Annotated in this window: 22 protein-coding genes; 21 read left to right on the top strand and 1 reads right to left on the bottom strand. The window is 33.8% G+C overall.

The features are described from left to right. The first annotated feature begins 199 nt into the window (after positions 1-199). Both C8C87_RS14800 and C8C87_RS14795 read left to right on the top strand, forming a co-directional pair. On the top strand, positions 200-2980 hold the full coding sequence (locus tag C8C87_RS14800; protein ID WP_121343119.1) for an outer membrane beta-barrel family protein: 2781 nt from the start codon (positions 200-202) through the stop codon (positions 2978-2980). A gap of 169 nt (positions 2981-3149) precedes the next feature. Then, a complete protein-coding gene (locus C8C87_RS14795) occupies positions 3150-3911 on the top strand; it encodes a GLPGLI family protein (protein WP_121343118.1) in 762 nt (253 codons plus the stop codon). 251 nt (positions 3912-4162) lie between these two features. On the opposite strand, the gene C8C87_RS14790 is transcribed toward C8C87_RS14795, so the two are convergent. After that, positions 4163-5215: a ferredoxin--NADP reductase gene (locus C8C87_RS14790; RefSeq protein WP_121343117.1), complete on the bottom strand. Its 1053-nt coding sequence runs from the start codon at positions 5213-5215 to the stop codon at positions 4163-4165. A 125-nt stretch (positions 5216-5340) separates the two neighbouring features. On the opposite strand from C8C87_RS14790, the gene C8C87_RS14785 reads away from it, so the two are divergent. The 19 genes from C8C87_RS14785 (at position 5341) to C8C87_RS14695 (ending at position 23423) form a co-directional block, all read left to right on the top strand. After that, a complete protein-coding gene (locus tag C8C87_RS14785; RefSeq protein ID WP_121343116.1) occupies positions 5341-6810 on the top strand; it encodes a DUF5687 family protein in 1470 nt (489 codons plus the stop codon). A gap of 48 nt (positions 6811-6858) precedes the next feature. Then, positions 6859-7554, top strand: a complete 696-nt coding sequence (locus C8C87_RS14780) for an ABC transporter ATP-binding protein (RefSeq protein ID WP_099713984.1) — start codon at positions 6859-6861, stop codon at positions 7552-7554. A gap of 286 nt (positions 7555-7840) precedes the next feature. Then, positions 7841-10468, top strand: coding sequence for a tetratricopeptide repeat protein (locus tag C8C87_RS14775; protein WP_369869813.1), 2628 nt, complete (start codon positions 7841-7843; stop codon positions 10466-10468). Positions 10469-10470: 2 nt separating this feature from the next. Further along, positions 10471-10881 carry a polymer-forming cytoskeletal protein gene (locus tag C8C87_RS14770; protein ID WP_121343114.1) on the top strand — a complete coding sequence of 137 codons (411 nt, stop codon included), beginning with the start codon at positions 10471-10473 and terminating at the stop codon, positions 10879-10881. Beyond that, complete coding sequence (locus C8C87_RS14765; RefSeq protein ID WP_121343113.1) at positions 10847-11074, top strand: AtpZ/AtpI family protein; 228 nt, start codon at positions 10847-10849, stop codon at positions 11072-11074. Before C8C87_RS14770 ends, C8C87_RS14765 begins: the two co-directional genes overlap by 35 nt. A 105-nt stretch (positions 11075-11179) precedes the next feature. Next, positions 11180-11572, top strand: coding sequence for a hypothetical protein (locus C8C87_RS14760; protein WP_121343112.1), 393 nt, complete (start codon positions 11180-11182; stop codon positions 11570-11572). A 120-nt stretch (positions 11573-11692) separates the two neighbouring features. Next, the gene (gene atpB, locus C8C87_RS14755) at positions 11693-12826 is read left to right on the top strand and encodes a F0F1 ATP synthase subunit A (RefSeq protein ID WP_121343111.1); all 1134 of its coding nucleotides are present in this window, start codon (positions 11693-11695) and stop codon (positions 12824-12826) included. A 102-nt stretch (positions 12827-12928) separates the two neighbouring features. After that, positions 12929-13120 (top strand): ATP synthase F0 subunit C, encoded by a 192-nt coding sequence (atpE, locus tag C8C87_RS14750; protein WP_073353856.1) that lies wholly within the window; start codon positions 12929-12931, stop codon positions 13118-13120. 116 nt (positions 13121-13236) lie between these two features. Further along, positions 13237-13737, top strand: a complete 501-nt coding sequence (locus C8C87_RS14745) for a F0F1 ATP synthase subunit B (protein WP_099713990.1) — start codon at positions 13237-13239, stop codon at positions 13735-13737. A gap of 5 nt (positions 13738-13742) precedes the next feature. Then, entirely contained in the window at positions 13743-14276 is a 534-nt protein-coding gene (atpH, locus tag C8C87_RS14740; RefSeq protein ID WP_099713991.1) for an ATP synthase F1 subunit delta, read from the top strand. A gap of 38 nt (positions 14277-14314) precedes the next feature. Continuing rightward, positions 14315-15892, top strand: coding sequence for a F0F1 ATP synthase subunit alpha (gene atpA / locus C8C87_RS14735; protein WP_099713992.1), 1578 nt, complete (start codon positions 14315-14317; stop codon positions 15890-15892). A gap of 72 nt (positions 15893-15964) precedes the next feature. Next, positions 15965-16825 carry an ATP synthase F1 subunit gamma gene (atpG, locus tag C8C87_RS14730; RefSeq protein ID WP_099713993.1) on the top strand — a complete coding sequence of 287 codons (861 nt, stop codon included), beginning with the start codon at positions 15965-15967 and terminating at the stop codon, positions 16823-16825. Between the two features lie 90 nt (positions 16826-16915). Further along, complete coding sequence (locus tag C8C87_RS14725) at positions 16916-17359, top strand: GNAT family N-acetyltransferase (protein ID WP_121343110.1); 444 nt, start codon at positions 16916-16918, stop codon at positions 17357-17359. Positions 17360-17369: 10 nt separating this feature from the next. Continuing rightward, positions 17370-17831, top strand: a complete 462-nt coding sequence (locus C8C87_RS14720; RefSeq protein ID WP_121343109.1) for a hypothetical protein — start codon at positions 17370-17372, stop codon at positions 17829-17831. Positions 17832-17954: 123 nt separating this feature from the next. Next, positions 17955-19421: a lipopolysaccharide biosynthesis protein gene (locus C8C87_RS14715; protein WP_121343108.1), complete on the top strand. Its 1467-nt coding sequence runs from the start codon at positions 17955-17957 to the stop codon at positions 19419-19421. Between the two features lie 182 nt (positions 19422-19603). Then, positions 19604-20038 carry a dUTP diphosphatase gene (dut, locus tag C8C87_RS14710; RefSeq protein ID WP_121343107.1) on the top strand — a complete coding sequence of 145 codons (435 nt, stop codon included), beginning with the start codon at positions 19604-19606 and terminating at the stop codon, positions 20036-20038. A 183-nt stretch (positions 20039-20221) separates the two neighbouring features. Continuing rightward, positions 20222-21232 carry a sugar phosphate nucleotidyltransferase gene (locus tag C8C87_RS14705; protein WP_121343106.1) on the top strand — a complete coding sequence of 337 codons (1011 nt, stop codon included), beginning with the start codon at positions 20222-20224 and terminating at the stop codon, positions 21230-21232. Between the two features lie 53 nt (positions 21233-21285). Then, positions 21286-22635 carry a tetratricopeptide repeat protein gene (locus tag C8C87_RS14700; protein ID WP_121343105.1) on the top strand — a complete coding sequence of 450 codons (1350 nt, stop codon included), beginning with the start codon at positions 21286-21288 and terminating at the stop codon, positions 22633-22635. Then, the gene (locus C8C87_RS14695) at positions 22635-23423 is read left to right on the top strand and encodes a DUF4292 domain-containing protein (RefSeq protein WP_121343104.1); all 789 of its coding nucleotides are present in this window, start codon (positions 22635-22637) and stop codon (positions 23421-23423) included. The genes C8C87_RS14700 and C8C87_RS14695 overlap by 1 nt, the downstream gene beginning before the upstream one ends. Positions 23424-23482: the final 59 nt, after the last annotated feature.

Below are 23482 nucleotides of genomic sequence, written 5' to 3'. Positions count from 1 at the left end.
TTAGCTATTTATTTGAAGGAATAATTTTATAAATTATTTAACAAATAGGTTTTAAATTATTAGTATTAAAAATACTACTTTGGCTTGCTGTGAGTTAGACCTTACAAATCAAGTTTCAATTAGGAGAAAGAGGCGCTTTTTTAATCAAGTTGCTTTTAGAAATCCTGAAATGCTAATACAATAAAAATAGAAACTATTTATGCTAAAAATTACTGTAACAACTGCAATTTTGTTCTTATTCTCTTTATCGGCGTTTTCTCAAAAAGCAAACCTTTCGGGTGTTTTAAAGGAAGGCAGCGAAAAAACCCCCATTTACAATTCGGTTGTTGCTTTATTAACCCCCAAAGACTCTATTTTATATAAGTTTACCCGATCGGATAAAGACGGAAACTTTAATCTCAAAAATGTAAAAGCAGGAAATTATATACTGATGACAGCTCATAGCCAATATGCTGATTATGTAGATGCCATAACTGTTGAAGAAGGCGAAAAAAAAATGGGGACAATTGCATTGATAAGCAAAATTAATGCGCTTAGAGAAGTAATTATAAAGACAGGTTCTATTAAAATTAAAGGAGATACGACCAGTTATAGGGCAAGTGATTTTAAAGTAGATGCCAATGCCAATGTAGAAGAATTGCTAAAAAAACTACCAGGAATACAAGTAGATAAAAATGGAACCATAAAAGCCATGGGCGAAACGGTAGAAAAAGTATTGGTAGATGGCGAAGAATTTTTTGGTGACGACCCCGGCATGGCGGTAAAAAACTTACGGGCAGATGCGGTAAAAGAAGTACAAGTTTTTAATAAGAAAAGTGATCAAGCCGAGTTTACAGGAATTGATGATGGCGACACAAAAAAAACAATTAACCTAAAATTAAAGGAGGATAAAAAGAAAGGCTATTTTGGTAAAGTAGATGCTGCAAACGGACCATTAGCAAATATGGATTCCAGATACAATAGCAATCTTATGTTTAGCTCTTTTAAAGGCAAAAGAAAACTATCCGCTTTTTTATTAAATGGGAATACAGGTCAGGATGGACTTGATTGGCAAGACAGTGAAAAATTTGGAGCACGGGATGATATAAGCATGAACATGGATGACGATGGAAATGTAAGTTATGAATGGACGGGCGGCAATACTGATGAAGAACCGTATGTTGATACTCAAAATGGTTTTATCAAAAACACCAACGCAGGATTGCAATACAGCAACAAGTGGAATGATAAGCAAACATTGAATCTGTCGCCAAAATATAATAAGCAAATTTACACCAACAATAATAGCAGGATTACTCAAACACAAGTGGGAGAAACCCAGTTAAACAATTCTACATCCACGGTAAGTAATGTAAACAGAAGTAATTTTAAATTGAATGCTACTTACGACGTAAAATTAGATTCTGTTAACTCGATAAAATTTACCGCCAAAACCAATTTTTATGATACGGAGAGCGATGAATTTACAAACGGAAGTACCACAGGAGGTGACGGATTGTTAAAAAACAAACAGGAAAAAACATTCATTACAAAATCGGATAAAGAATCGTTGTTTGCCAGTGTTTTGTTCAAACATAAATTTACCAAAGCCCGTCGTACATTTTCCGCAAACGGTAGTTGGAACACGTTGAATACGGATGCAAATAATTTTTTAAAGTCTTCCAACGAAAGTTATGAAGGAGGTGTTTTTTCCTCCAGAGATGATGTGGACCAAAACAAAATAGGAGAAAAAACAAATCAAAATCTTGCTGTAAACGTTAATTATACAGAGCCTATTGGTAAGAAATTTGCATTGCAATTTGCCTATCAAATTACTCATAACACTGGCGAAAGCAATTATTTAACCTACGATTATTCAGATGTTACAGGCAAGTATGATGTGATTGTAGATTCCTTATCAAACCAGTTCAAACAGACAATAACAACGAACAAGCCCAATATAAAATTGAGTTATAATGCCAAAAAAATAAATTATAGCTTAGGAAGTGGCTTTGGTTTTACTTCGTTTGATTTGCAAGATCAAACCTTAAACAAAGAATACAAGCGCAGCTATACCAACTTTTTCCCAACTGCAAATTTCTCCTATAAGTACAAAAGCAACAGTAATTTACGTTTCAATTATCAAGGGGCAACCAAACAGCCTACTATAGATCAATTACAGCCTTTGAGAAACAATCAGGATTTTTTTAATCAAACTTTAGGGAATCCGGATTTAAAGCAATCCTTTACCAATAGTATAAGCATATCACACAATACTTATAGTATTTTGACAGAATCGCATTTTTACCAAAATATTTTTTTTAGAACGACTTCCAATTTAATTTCTTACAATAAAGATATAGATCCAGAAAGTGCTAAAACGATTACCACACCTATAAACACAAACGGTAATTTTTCTGGAAATTTTTATTTTGGATATGGATTTAAGGTAAAAAAAATAGATTTACAGGTTAATCTTAATCCATCTGTTAGCTATAACAAATCGGTACTTAGTATTAATAGCAAAATCAATAATTCCAGTACTTTAAATTCAGGATTTTCAATTTATTTAAATAAATCAAAAGATAAGAAATACGAATTTAGTTTAAGTAATAGATTTTCAAATAACAGAAACAGTACTTCTCAAAACGATGAAGTAAAATCATTTAACACTAATAATTTGGATCTGAATATAGGGGTTTATTTTAGAGAAAAATGGAAATTGTCCACCGACTACAATTTAAATTCTCGTCAAAAAACGACCGACTTCCAAACCAATCTTACCAATCAATTGTGGAATGCAAGGTTGCAACGCACTTTCAAAAACGATGAGTTTACGGCTTATATTCTCGTAAGGGATATTTTGAATCAAAATGTAGGCATCAATAGATATGTTTATGAAAATATAATAGGTGAGGAACGAAACGACAGGCTAAAAAGATATGCTATGATAGGCTTTACCTGGAATTTTAAAAACAAAGGAGAAAAGGAGAAACAGTAAAGAAATAAATTAGCAACTGTCCTGAACGAAGTTCAAGGAATTGCAATAATGAGCATTCAAAAAATCTAATTATCAACATATGAAATGAGCATGACTGTAATTGGGTCGCAAACACCAATGATGATATGCGAATTACATGTGACAGATAAAAAACAATAAATATCAACATATGAAATCAATACTTTTTTTTATAGCAGCACTACTTTTTACAACTACATCAAAAGCACAGCAATTTATAAATGAAGCTGTAATTGAATATGAAGTAAATACTAATCTCAAAAAAACGATGAGCAATGACAGTTGGGATGAGATGATGAAAGAGAACCTGTCCGACCTAAAAATATCCTATTTCACCTATACTTTTTCGGATAACAAAAGCATCTACAAATTTGACAGATGGAGTCCAAAAACAAGAATACCAAAACACGAAAAAGATGCAGATGAAGAAAACATCTGGTATTCTGATTTTACGACAAGAAAAATGAATATGCAAAAGCAAATAGTAGGAACTAATTTTGTAATAGATGACAGCATACCAAATATACAATGGAAAATCACCAATGAGCATAGAGAAATAGCAGGTTATAATTGCCGAAAAGCCGTTGGAAAAATAATGGATGACGTATATGTGTTTGCTTTTTACACGGATGACATCACCATTTCTGGCGGTCCATGTTCAATAAATGGTTTACCGGGTATGATTTTGGGGCTTTCAATACCAAGATTATATACTTCGTTTATAGCGACCAAAATAGATTTAAAAATCAGTAACCCATCTGACATAAAACCAATCACAGCCAAAAAAACCTATGATTTAGTGGGTCTGAAATCGATGATAGAAGAAAAAACAAAGGATTGGTTCAAATATGGAGAGGATAAAGAAGAAAACAAAAGACAAAAAAATCTTTTCTTGTGGAATGCTTTTTTATAATGGGTTAATAAGTTGATTTTAAATTTGGTACTACAACTCATCAGTAATCAAGATGCAATGCGAAGGATTGCTGTTGAAGCGATTGTTTAAAAAATTTAAAGTGTTTCGAACCATTAAGGAATTTAGAAAAATTAAGTCTTAAATTATATATCACAAGATGTTTTTACAACATTTAGTTTAAAAAAAAGAGTTTGCACATTACAAACTCTTTTTTTTTAATTGAACACCGCTACCAAGAATGAAACAGTTTCCTAAACGTCATCATAATCTACATAAATAGTTTCTGATGTTGGATGCGCTTGACAGGTAAGAATCAAACCATCGGCTATTTCTTTATCGGTAAGAATAGAGTTTTTAGTCATTTCGGCAGTTCCTGAGGTAACGCGAGCCAGACAGCTGCTACAGATTCCGCCTTGGCAAGAATACGGAGCATCAATGCCTTGTTTTAAAGCAGCATCAAGAACAGTTTGTTTTTGTGACATTTCGAAAGTCGTTTCCTCGTCATCTACCATTATAGTGATTTTAGAATGTCCTTCTAATGATTTTTCTATTTTGTTTTCTTTGGTAGAAGAAGAAAATAATTCAAATTTTATGGCTGATTCTTTAATATTATGCTCTTTCAAAACGCCAGAAACAGTATTGATCATTTCTTCCGGTCCACATAAATAGAACTTATCAAATTCTAATTCTTTGTGTTTGTTATTCAAAACAAAATTCACAGTCGATTTTTCAATTCGCCCAAATAAAGCATTTTCTGCTTTGGCTTGACTGAAAACATAATGTACAAAAAGGCGACCCACATATTGCAATTGCAAATCGTGTAATTCTTGATGAAAGATGGTTTCTTCGGGAGATTTGTTTCCGTAAACCAATACAAAAGAACTTTTAGGTTCATTTTTTAATATTGATTTCAAGATGGAAAGTACTGGTGTAATTCCGCTTCCGGCTACAAAAGCGACGTAGTTTTTTTGTCGGCCAACTTGTGGTTCGAAAGTAAATTTTCCTTCCGGTTTTCCTACTTCAAGAACATCTCCAGCTTTGAGTTTTGTGTTAGCAAATTGAGAGAAAGCACCGTTTTTCACAGCTTTCACTGCAATACGCAATTCTCCGCTGTCAGGAGCCGAACAAATAGAATACGCACGACGAATTTCCTCGCTGTCCAAGGTTAATCTTAAATTGATATATTGACCTGCAACAAAAGTATAATTCGCTTTTAATTCCTCAGGTACGTTAAAAAGTATGGAAACAGCGTCTTTGGTTTCGCGTTTTACTTCTTTTATTATTAGTTTTAAAAAAGATGGCATGTGATTATTTTTTTACAAAAGTAGGAAATGGCAAATAAATGAAGATTATAAATAAGTGTTTTTTTATATTTGATGTAACGTTTTCTTATTTTGACTACATACTATAAAACCAAAATAACCAAACTATGATTCAAAAATTTCTTTATCTCGAATGGAAAGCATTTTTTAGATCGGCTTCCTTCGCAACTAATTTGGCTTTAAAAATCCTGATGGGTTTCGTGGCCGCTTATTTCATTTTAATTTTCTTAGCGTTAGGAGTCGGGGCATTTTATATTCTGAAGAAAATGAATTTAGACCCAATTGTAACGGTAAACAAATTCATGATTTATTATGTATTGATGGATTTAATCATCCGACTGCTGTTGCAAAAAATCCCCGTGATGAACATTCGTCCGATGTTGATTTTCCCCATAAAAAAATCCACAATTGTTCATTTCTCTTTAGGAAAAACCGTTTTGTCCTTCTTTAATTTGGTGCATGGTTTTTTCTTGATTCCGTTCAGTGTTGTTTTGATTATTGAAGGTTATGATATAGTGTCAGTGGTACTTTGGTATGCCGCGCTGTCTTCTTTGATCTTTATCAATAATTTTCTAAACATTCTACTGAGTAATAAAGACAATTTATTTGCTATTTTCTTAGCAATAGCAGCCGTTTTAGGAGGATTACACTATTATGGATTCTTTAATGTTACGGATTATACCGCTCCATTTTTTGATGCTATTTTCAATACGTATTGGGCTTTTGCCATTCCGGTTTTGGCTTTAATCGCTATATATTATATCACATTCCAGTATTTTAAAAAGAATTTATACCTGGATGCGGGATTGTCTAACAAACACGATGAGGCCAAAACGGAGGAGTTGACTTGGTTAAACCAATTTGGAACCATTGGAACTTTCTTGAAAAATGACATTAAATTAATCAAAAGAAACAAGCGTTCAAAAACCACTGTAGGACTGAGCATAATGTTCCTTTTTTATGGTTTTCTTTTCTTTACCAATGCAATTGAAGTGTACAACAATCCTGTAATGCACATTTTTGCCGGGATTTTCGTTTCGGGAGGATTCTTAATCACTTTCGGACAATTTGTACCGAGCTGGGACAGCGCCTATTATCAGTTAATGATGACGCAAAATATTCCTTACAAAGGCTATTTGAGCTCTAAATGGTGGTTGATGGTAATAGCTACAATAGTGACCACAACAATTGCTTCTTTCTACCTTTATTTTGGATGGCAGGTGTATTTAACCATTGTTGTAGGTGCGATTTATAATATTGGAGTCAATTCCCATTTGGTTTTGTTGGGTGGCGCGTATACCAAAACGCCAATCGATTTGAGTTCCGGTAAAGGCGCTTTTGGAGATAAAAAAGCATTCAACGTAAAAACCATGCTAATTTCACTGCCGCAATTAGGGTTACCCGTTTTAATGTATTGGTTAGGTGCTAAATTAGGCAATCCCAATGTTGGATTAGCATTAGTAGCGTCGATGGGAGTGATCGGATTTGCATTAAAAAACAAAGTTTTCTCCTTGATTGAGAAAATTTACAAATCAGAGAAATACGCGACCATTGCTGCATACAAACAAAAAGGATAATCAAGCGATTAACGAAATCAACAAATAACCGAATAAACTTTTTCAAAAATGATACAAGTAAACAACCTTTCGAAAACATACAACGGAACAACCGTATTAAAAATAGATACTTTAGAAATAAAAAAAGGCGAAAGCTTTGGATTAGTGGGGAATAACGGAGCCGGAAAAACCACTTTTTTCAGCCTTTTATTGGATTTAATCCAGCCTTCAACAGGGAATATTGTCAACAACGAGGTACAAGTAAACACCAGCGAAAACTGGAAACCATTCACGGCTTCCTTTCTGGACGAAAGCTTCTTGATTGGCTACTTAACGCCCGAAGAATATTTTTATTTCATAGGCGATTTACGCGGACAAAATAAAGCCGATGTCGATGCTTTATTGGCCACACACGAAGAATTTTTCAACGGCGAAATCCTTAAAAACAAAAAATATTTACGCGATTTATCCAAAGGAAATCAGAAAAAAGTGGGCATCATCGCCACATTAATCGGGAATCCGGAAGTTATTATTCTAGACGAACCGTTTGCTAATTTAGATCCAACGACACAATTTCGATTAAAGAAAATCATCAAGGATTTAGCTGATAATCCAGATGTTACCGTACTGGTTTCCAGCCACGATTTGTTGCATACCGTTGAGGTAAGTGACAGGATTGTCGCTTTACATAAAGGCGAAGTGGTCAAAGATATTCAAACTTCTGAGGAAACATTAAAGGAATTAGAAGCATTTTTTGCGGTTTAAACAGAATGTAACTCAACCGCTAATTCGCAGTTTATTTTTAGTCTTTCAAATGCCAATAAGAGTTTAATTTGGGCGTGACCCGGAAAAAAATCCGGGTCGGGCTTTCACTCTCAATCTTTTTTATTCTTAAAAAAAAGAATAAAAAAGGATTTCCGTTACATCCCTCACGCGCACAAGAGACTCAAATAAACCCTGATAATTTTCACGATATCAAAAAGAAACGTATTTTTACCAGTCAGTATACTAAAAAGCATATTTAAAAGTTAATTGATAAAAACGTTTTCCATTGAAAGTCAATAGATTTAAACAGTTATTTTTCTTCTTATTCTTCGGTTTTTTAGTAGCTTGTTCTACTAAGAGAGATACTTTTATGGCCAGAAATTCCCACGCCTTAAGTACAAAATATAATATTTTATACAACGGTCAAGTAGGTTTGGACAAAGGAGTTAAGGAAATAAAATCCAACAGCGATGACGATTTCTGGAAACGTCTGCCAATAGAAAAAATGCAAATTGTAGAAGACTTGACTTCCACAACAAAACCTAAAAACACAAATTTTGAATTGGCTGAAGCCAAAGCGACCAAAGCCATCCAGAAACATTCCATGAACATTGGCGGAAGAGAGAAAAACACTCAAATTGACGAAGCGTATCTGATGCTTGGTAAGTCCCGTTATTACGACCAACGATTTGTTCCTGCACTTGACGCATTCAATTATATTTTGTACAAATATCCCAACAGCAGCAAGATTTATGAAGCTAAAATTTGGCGTGAAAAAACAAATATGCGTTTAGGAAATGACGCTTTGGTAATAAAAAACATAAGTAAATTATTAGAAGATCACGAAGTAAAAAAACAAGTTTTTGCGGATGCAAATGCGCTTTTATCAGAGTCTTTTTTGAACTTAGAAGAAAAAGACAGCGCAGTTGCTAAACTAAAATTAGCCATTGAGTTTACCAAAGTAAATCAGGAAAGAGCACGATATCGTTTTGTTTTGGGACAATTGTATCAGCAATTGGGATACAAGGACAGTGCTGTAGCTTCGTATCAATCAGTGATTGACATGAACCGAAAAGCGGACAGGAAATTTGTTATTCAGGCGCATGCTAAAAAAGCAGAATTGTTTGATTATCAAAACGGGGATTTCAATTCCTTTACAAAAACATTTGATAAGCTGTCAAAAGACAGAGAAAATAGACCATATAAAGATTTAATTTTTCATCACATGGCAGTTTTTTATGATCAAAAAAACGACCAGAAGAAAGCTTTAGATTTTTACAACTTATCCTTAAGAACAGATTCTAAAGACTCGTATTTAGTAGCTTCAAATTACCGAAATTTAGGAAATATGTATTTTAGAAATTCAGAATATCCTGCTGCTGCAAAATACTATGACAGTACATTGGTAAAACTCAATGACAAAACCAGAGAGCATAATAAAATTAAAAAAATTAGAACTAATCTGGATGAGGTGATTTTGTATGAGGCTCTTGCAAAAAGAAATGACAGTATTTTGAATGTTGTTTCATTAAATGAGAGCGATAAAATAGCTTATTTTGAAAAGTACATCGTCAAATTAAAAGAAGAGGATGAAATCAAAAGAGTTTTAGAAGAAAAACGAAAAGAAAAACAAGAAAACATAGAAAGGAATAGTACAACCAGTTCTATTGATCCGGCTTCTAGTCAGGAACCGGGAAAACCGGCCAAAAAATCAGCATTGATGCCGCCGGCTATTCCAAATGTTTCCTCACAACAAGCAGGTAGTATTTTCTATTTTTATAATCCTACAACCGTAGCTTTTGGAAAAATAGAATTCAAAAAAACGTGGGGCGACAGAACCCTGAATGGCAATTGGAGAATATCATCCAGTGCTGTAAATTCAACTTCGGCTGATCCGTTGAATGATGATAAAGAAACTGTTGAAGAGGTTTCAACAGCAGAGAAAATAGTGGAGCAATACACCACAGATTTTTATTTGAAACAACTTCCCATAGCACAAACGGAGATAGACAGCATAGGTAAAGAACGTAATTTTGCGTATTACCAATTAGGAATTATTTATAAAGAAAAATTCAAAGAAAATAATTTGGCCATCGCTAAACTGGAACAATTATTAAACAATAATCCAGAGGAAAAACTGGTGCTGCCATCGATGTATAATTTGTATAAACTATATCAAATTACAGATGCAAGCAAAGCGGAAGCGATGAGAAAAAGAATATCGGCTCAATATCCGGATTCTCGTTATGCACAAATTATGAACAACACAAGCTCTAATGCGGCTTCAGTAAATGAGACACCGGAAAGTGCCTATACTAAATGGTATAAATTATACCAACAAGAACAATTTGTTTCGGTTTTGGAGAACTCAGACGCTTTGATTAATCAGTTTTCGGGAGATGAAATTGTATCAAAATTTGAACTGCTTAAAGCAAATGCCATTGGAAAACTAAAAGGAGTAACAGCTTATAAAAATGCATTGCAAGTAGTAGCTGATAATTATCCGAACAGTGAAGAAGGCAAAAATGCACAAGAAATCCTGACGAGTCAGATTCCGTTTTTAGAGAAAATGGAGTTGAGTACAACAAACTCAAATAATTGGAAAATTTTATATCGAGTAGGTTCACGAGAGGATAAAAATACAAAAGCAATAGAGGAAAAAATCAAAATGTTAGTTGCTGCAGAAAGCCCTCAGAAACTATATTATTCCTATGATATTTATACTGAAAAAGAAAATTTCATCACGATTCACGGAATAAAATCAGAACTTTATGCTAAAGACATTGTATTTGTATTGAAGGATAATGTAAAATATAAATTGGTCGATCCTGCTATTGTGGTTTCGGGTGAGAACTACAAAGTGATTCAAATCAAGAAAAATATGGACACTTATTTAGCACCAAAAAACCCATAAATATGTTTGATAAAAAGCAAAAATCATACACTGATCTTTTGGGTAAAACCAATAGAATTGTTGAAGGTACTATTATAAAAGGTGATATTATTTCGCATGCTGATTTTAGATTAGACGGAAACTTGATAGGTAATTTTCAGTCTGGCGGGAAAATTGTTATTGGTCCGGCCGGAAGCGTTACTGGAGATATTGTATGTAAAAATGCAGATATTGAAGGAAAATTTGATGGAAAAATTCAAGTAACCGAAGTGCTGAATGTAAAATCAAAAGCCAGTATCCATGGAGAAGTTACCACTGGAAAATTATCTGTGGAGCCAGGAGCTGATTTTAGCGCTTCTTGTACAATGAAGACTAATGTAAAAAATCTAATCCAGAACGATGGACAACAATCCCAACAAAAAAAGAGCGAATAAATGGCTTGCGCTGATTAATATTCCGATTCAAATGGGGGCCATCATCTTTTTGTTTTCCTATCTGGGAGACTGGTTAGACGAGAGTCATCCGCACCCAAAAGTATATTACAGTAAAATTTTAGTAATGGTAGGCGTTGCACTGGCTTTGTATAATGTGATACGACAGGTAACCGAAATCAATAAAATGCAGTAATTTTTCAAGAGGGAAAAGGAGTACAAACGAGCTGTAAGCGTCCGGATGGTCGAATAAATTAGAATAACTTTGCGCATTAGTGCCGTTGCGGTAAAAATAAATACAATGAATTTAAAAAATTACAAACCGCTTCTGCCTTTATTGGCACTTGCGGGATTGGCTTATGTGGTTCATCGAGTTGCTTTTCATCTATTAGATATAAATGATGTGACTTTTTATTATTCGATAGAAACCCTTTATATGGTATTTCTGGTTTTGTCTATTATGGTATTTGTAGTTTTGTTAAAAGTCAAAGAACGCAGTTTTGATAATGTGGGTATGTCATTTCTTTTGAGTACCAGTATTAAAATGATTGTTTGTTATCTGATTTTAAAGCCTATATTGCAGGTTACAGCACAAAACAATGCAATAGAGAAAAAGAATTTTTTTATGATGTTTATTCTCTTTTTAGCAATTGAAACCATATTAACAATACGTATATTAAACGAAAAGCAATAAATATGTTATTCAAGGAACAAATCCATCAAAAATAATTTTTTATATTCTTTTGAATATTAATAAAAGATGTACATTTGCACCAAATTTCAGAAACGTAATAAATTAAGATAATTAACTGTTATGGTGATTTCAAACAAACCACTTAGATTTATATTAGCGACTTTAGTAGCGTGTCTTCCTTTAATTAGTTTTGCAAATCCTGAACAGGATACTGTAAAAGTAAAAACAGAAGTTGCCCATGAGGCAGCCGAAGGAGCTCATGCTGAACCAACAGATGTAAAATCTAAAATTAAGGCATTTATTAATCATCACCTTTTGGATGCGCATGATTTTACCTTTTCAGCAAATGAAGAAACAGGCGCGCATTATGGTTTTTCATTGCCAATTATTCTTTGGGACAATGGTTTGCAAGTATTTTCTTCTTCAAAATTTCACCATGGTGAAGAAGTTGCTGAACACAATGGAAACTTCTACGTATTACACCACGAAAAAATATACAAAACGGATGCTTCTGGAACTTTAACAGAAGAGCACGGTCACCCAACAAATACAACTCCACTAGATTTATCTATTACAAAAAGTGTAATCGGTATTTTAGGAATAGCAATCTTAATGTTTGTATTGTTTACAAGTTTAGCAAAATCGTATGCTAAAAATGGCGGTATAGCTTCAGGAGCTGGTCGTTTCTTTGAGCCGCTTGTTCTTTATGTAAGAGACGAAATTGCCATTCCAAACATTGGAGAAAAAGGATATAAAAAATACATGAGTTATTTATTGACTATATTTTTCTTTATTTTCTTTTTAAATATATTAGGATTAACTCCGCTAGGATTTAACGTAACTGGAAATATTGCTATTACTGCATCACTAGCTTTGTTGACGTATTTAATCACAACTTTTACTGCTAATAAAAATTACTGGGGACACATTTTCTGGATGCCAGGTGTGCCAACTCCAATGAAATTTATTTTGGCTCCAATTGAATTATTGGGAACAATCATCAAACCATTTTCATTAATGATACGTTTGTACGCTAACATTTTAGCAGGACACGTTGTATTGATGAGTATTATTGGTTTAATGTTTATCTTTAAAAGCTGGATTGGAAGTACTTTGTCATTTGGATTGGCATTCGCACTTTCTATACTTGAAATATTAGTTGCGTTTTTACAAGCGTATATTTTCACCATGTTATCTGCACTTTATTTTGGAGCAGGAAACGAAGAGCATCATCACGACGAAGCTCATCATTAATAGGTTAACCGTTTAGCCGTTAATTTGTTTAACCGTTTCAACGAATAAACAAATCATCGATTAAACCATAAAAAAGAATGTTTAATTTTTAATATATATATTATGGAAATTCCAACTATTGTAGGAGCAGGATTGATTGTTATCGGAGCAGGTTTAGGTATTGGTAGAATTGGTGGTTCAGCAATGGACGCTATCGCTCGTCAGCCAGAAGCTTCTGGAAAAATCCAAACAGCTATGCTTATCGCAGCTGCACTTATTGAAGGTATTGGTTTCGCTGCGTTATTCGCATCGTAATTAAAACTTAAAAAACAATAGTTACAACGGTTGGTTGTAACTATTGTTTTTAAAATTAAAACATTACAAATTGCGATTAAAAGCAATTCATACTTTAAAATTTATAATTAGATATAATGGATAAGTTAATAAATGATTTTTCGTTTGGTTTGTTTATTTGGCAAATAGCAATATTTGTTGGATTAATACTCTTGTTAAAAAAATTCGCTTGGAAACCAATTCTTGATGCAGTTAATGATAGAGAAGAAGGAATTAAAAATGCATTACTTTCTGCTGAAAATGCTAGAAAAGAAATGCAAAATCTTCAAGCTGACAACCAACGTATTTTACAAGAAGCAAGATTAGAGCGTGACAACATGCTTAAAGATGCTCGTGAAATGAAAGAGAAAATGGTTGCTGATGCTAAAAATGAAGCGCAAGCTCAAGGATTGAAAATGATTGAGCAAGCGAAAGCAGCAATTGAAAGCGAAAAAAATGCAGCTATGGCAGAATTGAAATTACAAGTTTCAACTTTATCATTGAGTATCGCAGAAAAAATATTGAAAGACGAATTATCTAACAAAGAAGCTCAAACTAAATTAGTTGAGAAAATGTTAGGTGACGTAAAGTTAAACTAACAATTATGGCAAGTACAAGAGCAGCAATTCGTTATGCAAAAGCAATTCTAGACTTAGCAAACTCAAAAGGTGTTGCCGAAGTTGTAAATAACGACATGAAATTGATTGCTTCAACAATTAGCAGTAATTTGGAATTGAGTACTTTTATTCAAAATCCAACTACTAAAGTTGAAGTAAAAGAGAAAGCACTGTTAGAAGTTTTTGCAGGTATCAATGGCGTAACTCAAGGGTTGTTTCATTTGTTATTTGAAAACAAAAGATTCGAAATTCTAGAAGCAATTGCAATAGAATACAGTAAATTATCTGATATTATGAATGGTGTTGAAGTAGCTCAGGTTACTACAGCAATTCCTATGGATGCAGCATTAGAAGCACAAGTTTTGGCTAAAATTGCAACCCTTTCGGATAAAAAAATCACAATAGAAAATATAGTAGATGCTTCAATCATTGGAGGATTTATTCTAAGAATAGGCGACAAGCAATACAATGCTTCAGTTGCTAACAGATTACAAGTATTAAAAAGAGAGTTAAGTAATTAGTTTTATTGCACATTTAAGTGTCTAAATTATAAATTAAGATGGCGGAAATCAAACCTGCTGAAATTTCAGCAATATTAAGAAAGCAAGTAGAAGGTTTTGAATCTGGTGCTACACTAGAAGAAGTAGGAACAGTACTTCAAGTTGGAGATGGTATTGCTCGTGTTTACGGGCTTTCTAATGTTCAATATGGAGAGTTAGTTGAATTTGACAATGGATTAGAAGCTATTGTTTTGAATCTTGAAGAAGACAATGTGGGTGTGGTACTTTTAGGACCATCAACAGGAATCAAAGAAGGTTCAACTGCTAAAAGAACACAACGTATTGCTTCTCTTAAAGTAGGAGAACAAATGGTAGGTCGTGTAGTAAACACTCTTGGTTTTCCAATTGATGGAAAAGGACCAATCGGTGGAGATTTATACGAGATGCCTTTGGAAAGAAAAGCTCCTGGAGTTATCTTCCGTCAACCAGTTACTGAACCATTACAAACAGGTATCAAAGCAGTAGATGCTATGATTCCAGTTGGTCGTGGACAACGTGAGCTAGTTATTGGTGACCGTCAAACAGGTAAATCAACTGTTTGTATCGATACTATCTTAAATCAAAAAGAATTTTATGATGCTGGGAAACCAGTATTCTGTATATATGTTGCAATTGGACAAAAAGCGTCAACTGTAGCAGGAATTGCTAAAATGTTAGAAGAAAAAGGTGCAATGGCGTATACTATTATTGTTGCTGCTAATGCTTCTGATCCAGCTCCAATGCAAGTGTATGCTCCTTTCGCAGGTGCTGCAATTGGAGAATATTTTAGAGATTCAGGTCGCCCGGCTTTAATTGTTTATGATGATTTATCTAAACAAGCTGTTGCGTATCGTGAGGTTTCTCTTTTATTAAGAAGACCACCGGGACGTGAAGCATATCCTGGAGACGTTTTCTACTTACACAGTAGGTTATTAGAGCGTGCTTGTAAAGTAATTGCAGATGATGGAATTGCTAAAAACATGAACGATTTACCAGATTCTATCAAATCAATTGTAAAAGGTGGTGGTTCATTGACTGCTTTGCCAATTATTGAAACTCAAGCTGGTGACGTTTCTGCATATATCCCAACAAACGTAATTTCGATTACAGATGGTCAAATTTTCTTAGATGGAGATTTGTTTAATTCTGGGGTTCGTCCAGCAATTAACGTAGGTATTTCGGTATCTCGTGTTGGAGGAAATGCACAAATTAAATCAATGAAAAAAGTAGCGGGTACTTTGAAACTGGATCAAGCACAATTCCGTGAATTGGAAGCGTTTGCTAAATTTGGTTCTGATTTAGATGCTGTTACTTTAAACGTAATTGAAAAAGGAAAAAGAAACGTTGAAATCTTGAAACAAGGTTTGAACGATCCTTATACTGTTGAAGATCAAGTTGCGATTATCTATGCTGGTTCTAAAAACTTATTGAGAAATGTTCCTGTGAATAAAGTAAGAGAATTTGAGAAAGATTTCTTGGAATTCTTGAACAACAAACACAGAGCAACTCTTGATGCTTTGAAAGCAGGAAAATTAACAGACGAAATTACAGATGTAATCGAAACTGTAGCAAAAGAATTATCAGCAAAATATAATTAATATAAGTGAATAGTGAATAGTGATTAGTGAAGAACTAATTACTATTTACTTATTACTAATTACAAGAAAACAATGGCAAATTTAAAGGAAATCCGTAATAGAATTACTTCCGTTTCATCTACGATGCAAATTACATCGGCAATGAAAATGGTTTCTGCAGCAAAGCTAAAGAAAGCACAAGATGCAATCACAGCAATGCGCCCTTATGCCGAAAAATTAACGGAATTATTGCAAAATCTTTCTGCTACACTTGAAGGTGATGCAGGTGGAGAGTTTACAACACAACGTGAGATTAAAAAAGTTTTAGTGGTAGCCATAACTTCAAATAGAGGTTTGTGTGGTGCATTTAATACAAATGTTATCAAAGAAGCTAAAAGCCGTTCGGAAGTTTATGCCGGAAAACAAGTTGATATTTTTGCTATTGGTAAAAAAGGAAATGATGTTTTGAGCAAAACATTGTCAGTAGTAGATAATCAAAGTACTGTTTTTGACGATTTGACTTTTGATAATGTAGCTAAAATTGCTGACCTGTTAACAGAGAAATTCGTTTCTGGTGAATACGATAAAATTGAGTTGATTTATAATCAATTTAAAAATGCTGCGACACAAATCGTTCAAACAGAACAATTTTTGCCATTAGCACCTATAAAATCTGATCTTACAGTTTCGACTGGAGATTATATTTTTGAACCTTCAAAAGAAGAAATCGTGTTGACTTTGATTCCAAAATCATTGAAAACACAATTGTATAAAGGAATTCGTGATTCATTTGCTTCAGAGCACGGAGCGCGTATGACTGCCATGCACAAAGCAACTGATAACGCAACTGAGTTGAGAAATCAATTGAAACTGACTTATAATAAAGCACGTCAAGCGGCCATTACTAATGAAATCTTAGAGATTGTTGGTGGAGCGGAAGCATTGAATGGGTAATACATTATTGATTCAAAATATATTCTAAGAGCCAACAGATGTTGGCTCTTTTTTTGTTTAATTTTATAGTTTAAAACAATACTAGGAAGAATGAAATTAGAAATTAGAGAACTGACTACAGTAGAAGAAATGCTTAGTAACATTGAAGTAATGCGGTTTTTATATCCCACATTTACGGTAGAAAAGTATGAATCGTATTTGGTCGAAATGATTCCGCATAATTACAAGCAGGTAGCCGTTTTTGAAAATGAGGTTTGTGTGGCGGTTTCCGGATTTTGGTCAGGAACAAAACTTTGGTCGGGAAAATATATCGAGATTGATAATTTCATTGTTCATCCAGAGCATCGTTCCAAAGGTTTGGGCAAAATGATGACCGATTATGTTGATGTTTTGGCCAAAGAAACCGGCTGTACAATGATTGTTTTGGACGCTTTTACCGGGAATTTTACGGCACATCGTTTCTATTACAATCAAGGTTATGTCCCAAAAGGATTCCACTTTCTTAAGATTTTAAACGAAGAAGGATTAAGTTAAATAGAACAATATGAAAGGATATAAAAGAATTGTTGCCTTATTTATTATTGCAATCAGCCTGACTTTTTGTGCCATGAAACCAGAATTTCAAACGGAATTTCCTCAAGAAATACAATCTGCTTTTTACCAGAAATGGGTAGACGACAAGCAAAGTAGTGGAATTGATTTTTATATAGAATTCAAAAAATCGCTTGCGGCAAACATTAAGCTGGAGAAAATCTATTTTCAAAATCAGGAATTAGCTTTAAAAGGAATTGTAAAAAATACTTTTACAGCCCATTTTTACAAAGAAAATAAAAAGGAAGATTTCATTCTGCACAAAGACCCTTCAAAAGAATATGGGAATAAAGCGCCGGTAATTCAAAAAACTAAATTTGATCTGAAACCTAATGAAGCGGTGTTAGAATACAAGAAAGATGATAAAACCTATTTTTTCAAAATAATAAATCCCATAGAAAAGCCATTAAGATAAATTTGGTGAAAATGAATCAGTTCTTGTCGTGGTATTTCTGTTCTAAAACAAATATTCACTTCAGATGATTAAACCAAAGAATTCGTTATTTTTGTTTTTATAAATAGTAATAGACATATCATTTTGGGATTATATAAAAATCTTTTTAAACAGACTGCCATTTATGGATTGGCTACGGTCATACCAAGAATGTTCAGTTTTATACTGGTTCCATTATACACAGATTTGCTTCCAAAAGCCGAATATGGTAAGGTTTCCATCATTTTTGCCTGGATGATCTTTTTTAATGTAATTCTGGCTTACGGATTTGAGACTGCTTTCTTTAGGTTTTACAATAAAGAAACAGATAAGAAATCGGTTGTGGAAACAACATCTGTTTCCCTTTTTTGGACTTCACTTTCGTTTTTATTTATAGCATTATTATTCCGAAATAAATTGGCCATTTGGTCTGGAATTGATGCGCAGTACATTACGTACACCATCTGGATTTTAGTCCTTGATGCCTTGGTGATTGTTCCTTTTTCTAAAATAAGGGTCAATCAGCAACCCATAAAATATGCTATAATCAAAATTGGAAATGTTGCAATCAATCTAGTTTTAAACCTTTTCTTTTTAAGTTATTTACCAGTAATTGCACAATCCAACCCAGATAGTTTTTTAAGTTCTTTTTACTTAGAAGATTTTCAAATAGGCTATATTTTTGTGTCTAATATCGTTGCGAGTTTAGTTACATTCTTAATACTTTCCCCTAATTACCTTTTGCTGAAATGGCATTTTGATTATAAACTCTGGAAACGAATGATGCAGTATGGCTTGCCTATTATGGTGGCCGGAATTGCATTTGCCATCAACGAACAGTTCGACAAAATTTTATTGGGTAAATTACTGCCTGCTAATATTGCAGATGCCGAAGTAGGAGTGTATTCGGCGTGTTATAAACTGGGATTATTTATGGTTTTGTATCGTACGGCCTACACATTAGGAATCGAACCGTTCTTTTTTAGCCACGCTGATAAGGAGGATGCGCCTCAAACCTACGCTACGATTACCAAATATTTTGTCATTTTTGGTTCTTTTATTCTGTTGTCAGTAATCGTTTTTGCCGATGTTTTAAAATACATCATGATTCAAGATGAGTCGTATTGGGAAGCGATGAAAGTGGTGCCGTTAATCATTCTGGCTAACTTTTTCCTGGGCATTTACACCAATCTTTCCGTTTGGTACAAACTGATAGACAAAACCCATATTGGCGCTTATATTTCCATTATTGGCGCAATAATTACACTGGCGTTAAATTACCTGCTAATCCCAACAATGAGCTATTACGGCTCAGCAATTGCCACGATTGCGGCTTATGGAAGCATGATGTTTATCTCCTACTATTTTGGAAATAAATATTACCCCATTCCGTATGATACGAACAAAATAGCCATGTATCTATTGATTTCAATAGGATTTTCGGCAGTTTCATTTTATGGCTTCAGGGAAAATTATTATGTAGGAATCACATTATTACTCGCGTTCATGTATTTCATATACCACAACGAAAAAGAATTATTAATCAAAATTTTGAACCGAAAAAAGAGTTAGAGCTTAAATTTAAATTTTTAGGAGCTATTTCCTGCTATTCGTTGCAATCTTTTCCCTTTTAAAGAAAAAAGGAAAAGGATTTTCACTATTATCAGGGCTATAACTCAAAATAATCGAAACATAGTTACAGACAAGAAGGGACAAGTCGCGATTTGTCCCTACATATTTAAAATAAAAAGACAATGACAATAAACATAATCAACAAATCACAACACGACTTGCCAAACTATGAAACCATAGCATCGGCAGGAATGGACTTAAGAGCAAACTTAACAGAATCGATAACCCTAAAACCATTGGAAAGAACCATTGTAAAAACAGGTCTTTTTATAGAATTACCCATAGGTTACGAAGCACAAGTACGTCCAAGAAGCGGTCTGGCGGCCAAAAAAGGAATTACAGTCCTGAATTCTCCAGGAACAGTAGATGCAGATTATCGTGGTGAAATTGGTGTGATTTTAGTAAATTTATCCAATGAAGATTTTGTAATCGAAAACGGGGAACGTATCGCACAACTTATCATAGCAAAACACGAACGTGCCGAGTGGATTGAAGTACAGGAATTAACAGAAACGTCCAGAGGTGAAGGTGGTTTTGGAAGTACAGGAGTGAAGTAAGTATTCAGTACTCAGTTTTTAGTGTTCAGTCCTAGTGTAGCGGTCAAGAAACATGTAATAAAATTAATTAAAAGTCTGTGGGAATCGGTTTAATCCGTTTAATCTGTGGCTAAAATAAAACAGTAATATCTTCGTGAACTTTGCGAAAAACTTCGCGACTTTGCGGTTAAATAACCAATAAAAATGAAAATAATAGTACCAATGGCAGGACGCGGATCACGTCTTCGCCCGCATACATTAACTATTCCTAAACCATTAATTCCTATCGCTGGAAAACCAATCGTTCATCGTCTGGTAGAAGATATTGCTGGCGTATTGAATCAAGATATTGAAGAAGTAGCCTTTATTATTCACGAAAGTTTTGGTAAAAAAGTAGAAGAAGAATTACTTGCTATCGCACAAAAATTAGGCGCCAAAGGCACTATTTATTATCAAAATGAAGCTTTAGGAACCGGTCACGCGATTATGTGTGCCAAAGATTCCTTGAGTGGACCAGCTGTTATTGCTTATGCCGACACCTTAATTCGTGCCGATTTCGATTTAGATCAAAATGCCGATAGTGTTATTTGGGTAAAACAAGTAGATCATCCAGAGGCTTTTGGTGTGATAAACCTAAACGAAGCGAATGAAATTGTAGAACTGGTAGAGAAACCTAAGGATTTTGTTTCGGATCTTGCCGTTATTGGAATTTACTATTTTAAAGATGTTGCCGTTTTAAAAAACGAACTTCAATTAGTATTAGATAATAATATTATTCACGGTGGAGAATATCAAATTAACGACGGAATCAAGCAAATGATGGCAAAAGGCATGAAATTTGTACCAGGAACAGTCGATGAGTGGATGGATTGTGGAAACAAAGACGTTACGGTAGAAACAAATTCCAGAATGTTAGGTTTCTTGCACAATGACGGGACACATTTGGTAGATTTTGATGTCAAGTTAGAGAACTCCACAATTATTCCGCCATGTTATATTGGGGAAGATGTAGTGTTGATAAACGCAACTGTTGGTCCTAATGTTTCTTTAGGAAAAGGATGTCATGTAATAAACAGCAGTATTAAAAACAGTTTGATACAAACGCACTCTAACATAAAAAACGCGAATTTGGATAATGCGATGATTGGTAATCATGCCAGTTTTGATGGTAACTTTACAAGTATCAGTATTGGAGACTATTCGGTTTTAGAATAAAAAATGGTTCAATTCTTGTATATATAAGATAGATTCGGGATTAAAAAAATAGAATGAAAAAAAGCGCTTTAATACTTTTATTTCTGGTTTTGCAATGCAATTCAGCTTTGCTATTGGCACAAACGGAACCCGAAGAAATTAAGCTCGATGCAGATCAGTTTCAGGAATTTTTTTATGAATCATTGCTTCAAAAAGGAATCGAAAATTATGACAAAGCAGTAGTGGCTTTGGATAAATGTATCAAGATTAAACCGAATGATGCCGCTGTGTATTATGAATTAGGGAAAAATTATTTAGCATTAAAGGAATATAAAAATGCCTATTTTTCATTTGAAAAAGCCTCACAAATTGATCCAAAAAACAAATGGTTCTGGGTGGGAATGTATGATGTGAGTTATGAAACGAGCGATTATAAACAGGCAATAATGGTTATCAATAAATTGATAGAATTTGATGAGAAGTATAAAGAAGATTTGACATCGCTTTATATGGGAACCAAACAGTTTGACAAAGCTTTGGATTTAATTAACGAGTTAAACGAAACATTTGGAAAAACGGACAGAAGGGATTTATACAAAAGCCAGATTTTATCGGAAGGGAAATTTCAGAATATGGAAGCTTCAAATTTGTTAGGGCAAATTGAAAAGAACCCCAAAGAAGAATCTAATTATATCAGTTTGATTGTTTTGTATTCTAAAAATAATGAGGAAGAAAAAGCATTTGAAATTGTCAAAAAACTCGAAAAAGCTTTACCAAATTCCGAATGGGCTCAAGTAACATTATTCAAAAATTATTTGGATAGTAATGACGCTCCAAAAGCAATAAACGCCATGAATGTGGTTTTGGCCAGTACCAAAATAGATGCTAAAATAAAGCACCGAATACTGAATGAGTTTTTGATTTTTGCAGATAAAAATCCGCAATACACAGCTGATTTAGAAAAAGCGATTTCGTATTTTGATAATGACGCAGCGGTTAATGTCGCTAAGGAAATAGGAAAGTTTTACCACGCTAAAAAGCAATGGGCAAAAGCGACAAAGTATTATGAGCAAGCATTGAAAAACGGTTCAGGAGATGATATCGAAACCAATTTGCTTTTGCTTCAAACCTATACAGAGACAAAGCAATTTGAATTAGTTGCCAAAAAAGCCTCCGCAATGGTGGATACTTTTCCAACACAGCCTCAGTTTTACTACTATTCAGGGATGGCAAATAATCAATTGCAACAATTTAAAAAAGCCAAAGATATGCTGGAAATGGGCTTGGATTATTTAGTAGAGGACAGAGCATTAGAAATAAATTTCAACATTCAGTTGGGAGAAGCATACAACGGTTTAGGAGATTTCAAGAAAAAAGAAATGTATTTTTCTAAAGCCAATCAATTATTAAAAGAAAAAAAATAATGAAAAAAATAGCAATAATAATAGTACTCGCTCTTTTTGTGGTTTCCTGTAAATCGAAAGCCATTGCGGTTGCGGCCAGTAATGCGCCAACAACGGAGGCGGCGGGTTATATGACGTCCAAAAAAATAATAGAAAATCACTACAACAATAAAAATCAATTTTCTACATTATATATTAAGTCAAGCGCCCGTTATGCTGACAACAAACAAACTCAAAATGTTACGGCCGAAATTAGGATCAAGAAGGACGAACAAATTTTGGTAAGCATTCGTTTTCTTGGAATTACAATGGCGAAAGCATTGATTACGCCAAAATCAGTGAACTATTATGAAAAGATAAACGGTAGTTATTTTGAAGGGGATTTTAGCAGTTTAAGTCAATGGCTGGGAACTGATTTGGATTACAATAAAATTCAAAACATGTTATTGGGACAAGCAATTGATGATTTGACAAAAGGGAAATATCTTGAATCATTATTGGAACAAACGTATCGATTAGATGATGCTTCAAATTCAAATACGAAAAAATCGTTCTTTTTAGATGCCGATAATTTTTTGGTTCAAAAACAAGAAATCACACAAACTGCTGAAGAACGAATGATTAAAGTGGCTTATGCTGACAGTAAAGTGTACAATGAGGCAACGTTGCCTACAAGTGTTCTGATCAATACTTTTCAGAAGAAAGGCAATACCGAAATTAATCTGGATTACAACACGGTAACTTTCAATGAAGAACTTTCTTTTCCATATAGTGTTCCAAATGGGTACAAAAGAATTATAATTAAGTAAATTAGCAAAAATATTTTTTTAATATGCCAAAATTTCTCCTTAGCCTAATCTTTATCTGT

Origin of the sequence: Flavobacterium sp. 120 (assembly GCF_003633605.1) — a bacterium.
Lineage (GTDB): Bacteria > Bacteroidota > Bacteroidia > Flavobacteriales > Flavobacteriaceae > Flavobacterium > Flavobacterium algoritolerans.
The sequence above is the reverse complement of the archived record's forward strand: the minus strand, read 5'-3'. Positions and strand labels throughout refer to the sequence as shown.

Bases quoted from the DNA above. Each gene is read 5' to 3' on its own strand.
- C8C87_RS14705 (WP_121343106.1), top strand. From the start codon at position 20,222: ATGAAAATAATAGTACCAATGGCAGGACGCGGATCACGTCTTCGCCCG.
- C8C87_RS14785 (WP_121343116.1), top strand. From the start codon at position 5,341: ATGATTCAAAAATTTCTTTATCTCGAATGGAAAGCATTTTTTAGATCG.
- C8C87_RS14725 (WP_121343110.1), top strand. From the start codon at position 16,916: ATGAAATTAGAAATTAGAGAACTGACTACAGTAGAAGAAATGCTTAGT.
- C8C87_RS14765 (WP_121343113.1), top strand. From the start codon at position 10,847: ATGGACAACAATCCCAACAAAAAAAGAGCGAATAAATGGCTTGCGCTG.
- C8C87_RS14760 (WP_121343112.1), top strand. From the start codon at position 11,180: ATGAATTTAAAAAATTACAAACCGCTTCTGCCTTTATTGGCACTTGCG.
- C8C87_RS14800 (WP_121343119.1), top strand. From the start codon at position 200: ATGCTAAAAATTACTGTAACAACTGCAATTTTGTTCTTATTCTCTTTA.
- C8C87_RS14695 (WP_121343104.1), top strand. From the start codon at position 22,635: ATGAAAAAAATAGCAATAATAATAGTACTCGCTCTTTTTGTGGTTTCC.
- C8C87_RS14720 (WP_121343109.1), top strand. From the start codon at position 17,370: ATGAAAGGATATAAAAGAATTGTTGCCTTATTTATTATTGCAATCAGC.
- C8C87_RS14700 (WP_121343105.1), top strand. From the start codon at position 21,286: ATGAAAAAAAGCGCTTTAATACTTTTATTTCTGGTTTTGCAATGCAAT.
- atpG (WP_099713993.1), top strand. From the start codon at position 15,965: ATGGCAAATTTAAAGGAAATCCGTAATAGAATTACTTCCGTTTCATCT.
- dut (WP_121343107.1), top strand. From the start codon at position 19,604: ATGACAATAAACATAATCAACAAATCACAACACGACTTGCCAAACTAT.
- C8C87_RS14790 (WP_121343117.1), bottom strand. From the start codon at position 5,215: ATGCCATCTTTTTTAAAACTAATAATAAAAGAAGTAAAACGCGAAACC.
- C8C87_RS14795 (WP_121343118.1), top strand. From the start codon at position 3,150: ATGAAATCAATACTTTTTTTTATAGCAGCACTACTTTTTACAACTACA.
- atpE (WP_073353856.1), top strand. From the start codon at position 12,929: ATGGAAATTCCAACTATTGTAGGAGCAGGATTGATTGTTATCGGAGCA.
- C8C87_RS14745 (WP_099713990.1), top strand. From the start codon at position 13,237: ATGGATAAGTTAATAAATGATTTTTCGTTTGGTTTGTTTATTTGGCAA.
- atpB (WP_121343111.1), top strand. From the start codon at position 11,693: ATGGTGATTTCAAACAAACCACTTAGATTTATATTAGCGACTTTAGTA.
- atpA (WP_099713992.1), top strand. From the start codon at position 14,315: ATGGCGGAAATCAAACCTGCTGAAATTTCAGCAATATTAAGAAAGCAA.
- atpH (WP_099713991.1), top strand. From the start codon at position 13,743: ATGGCAAGTACAAGAGCAGCAATTCGTTATGCAAAAGCAATTCTAGAC.
- C8C87_RS14770 (WP_121343114.1), top strand. From the start codon at position 10,471: ATGTTTGATAAAAAGCAAAAATCATACACTGATCTTTTGGGTAAAACC.
- C8C87_RS14780 (WP_099713984.1), top strand. From the start codon at position 6,859: ATGATACAAGTAAACAACCTTTCGAAAACATACAACGGAACAACCGTA.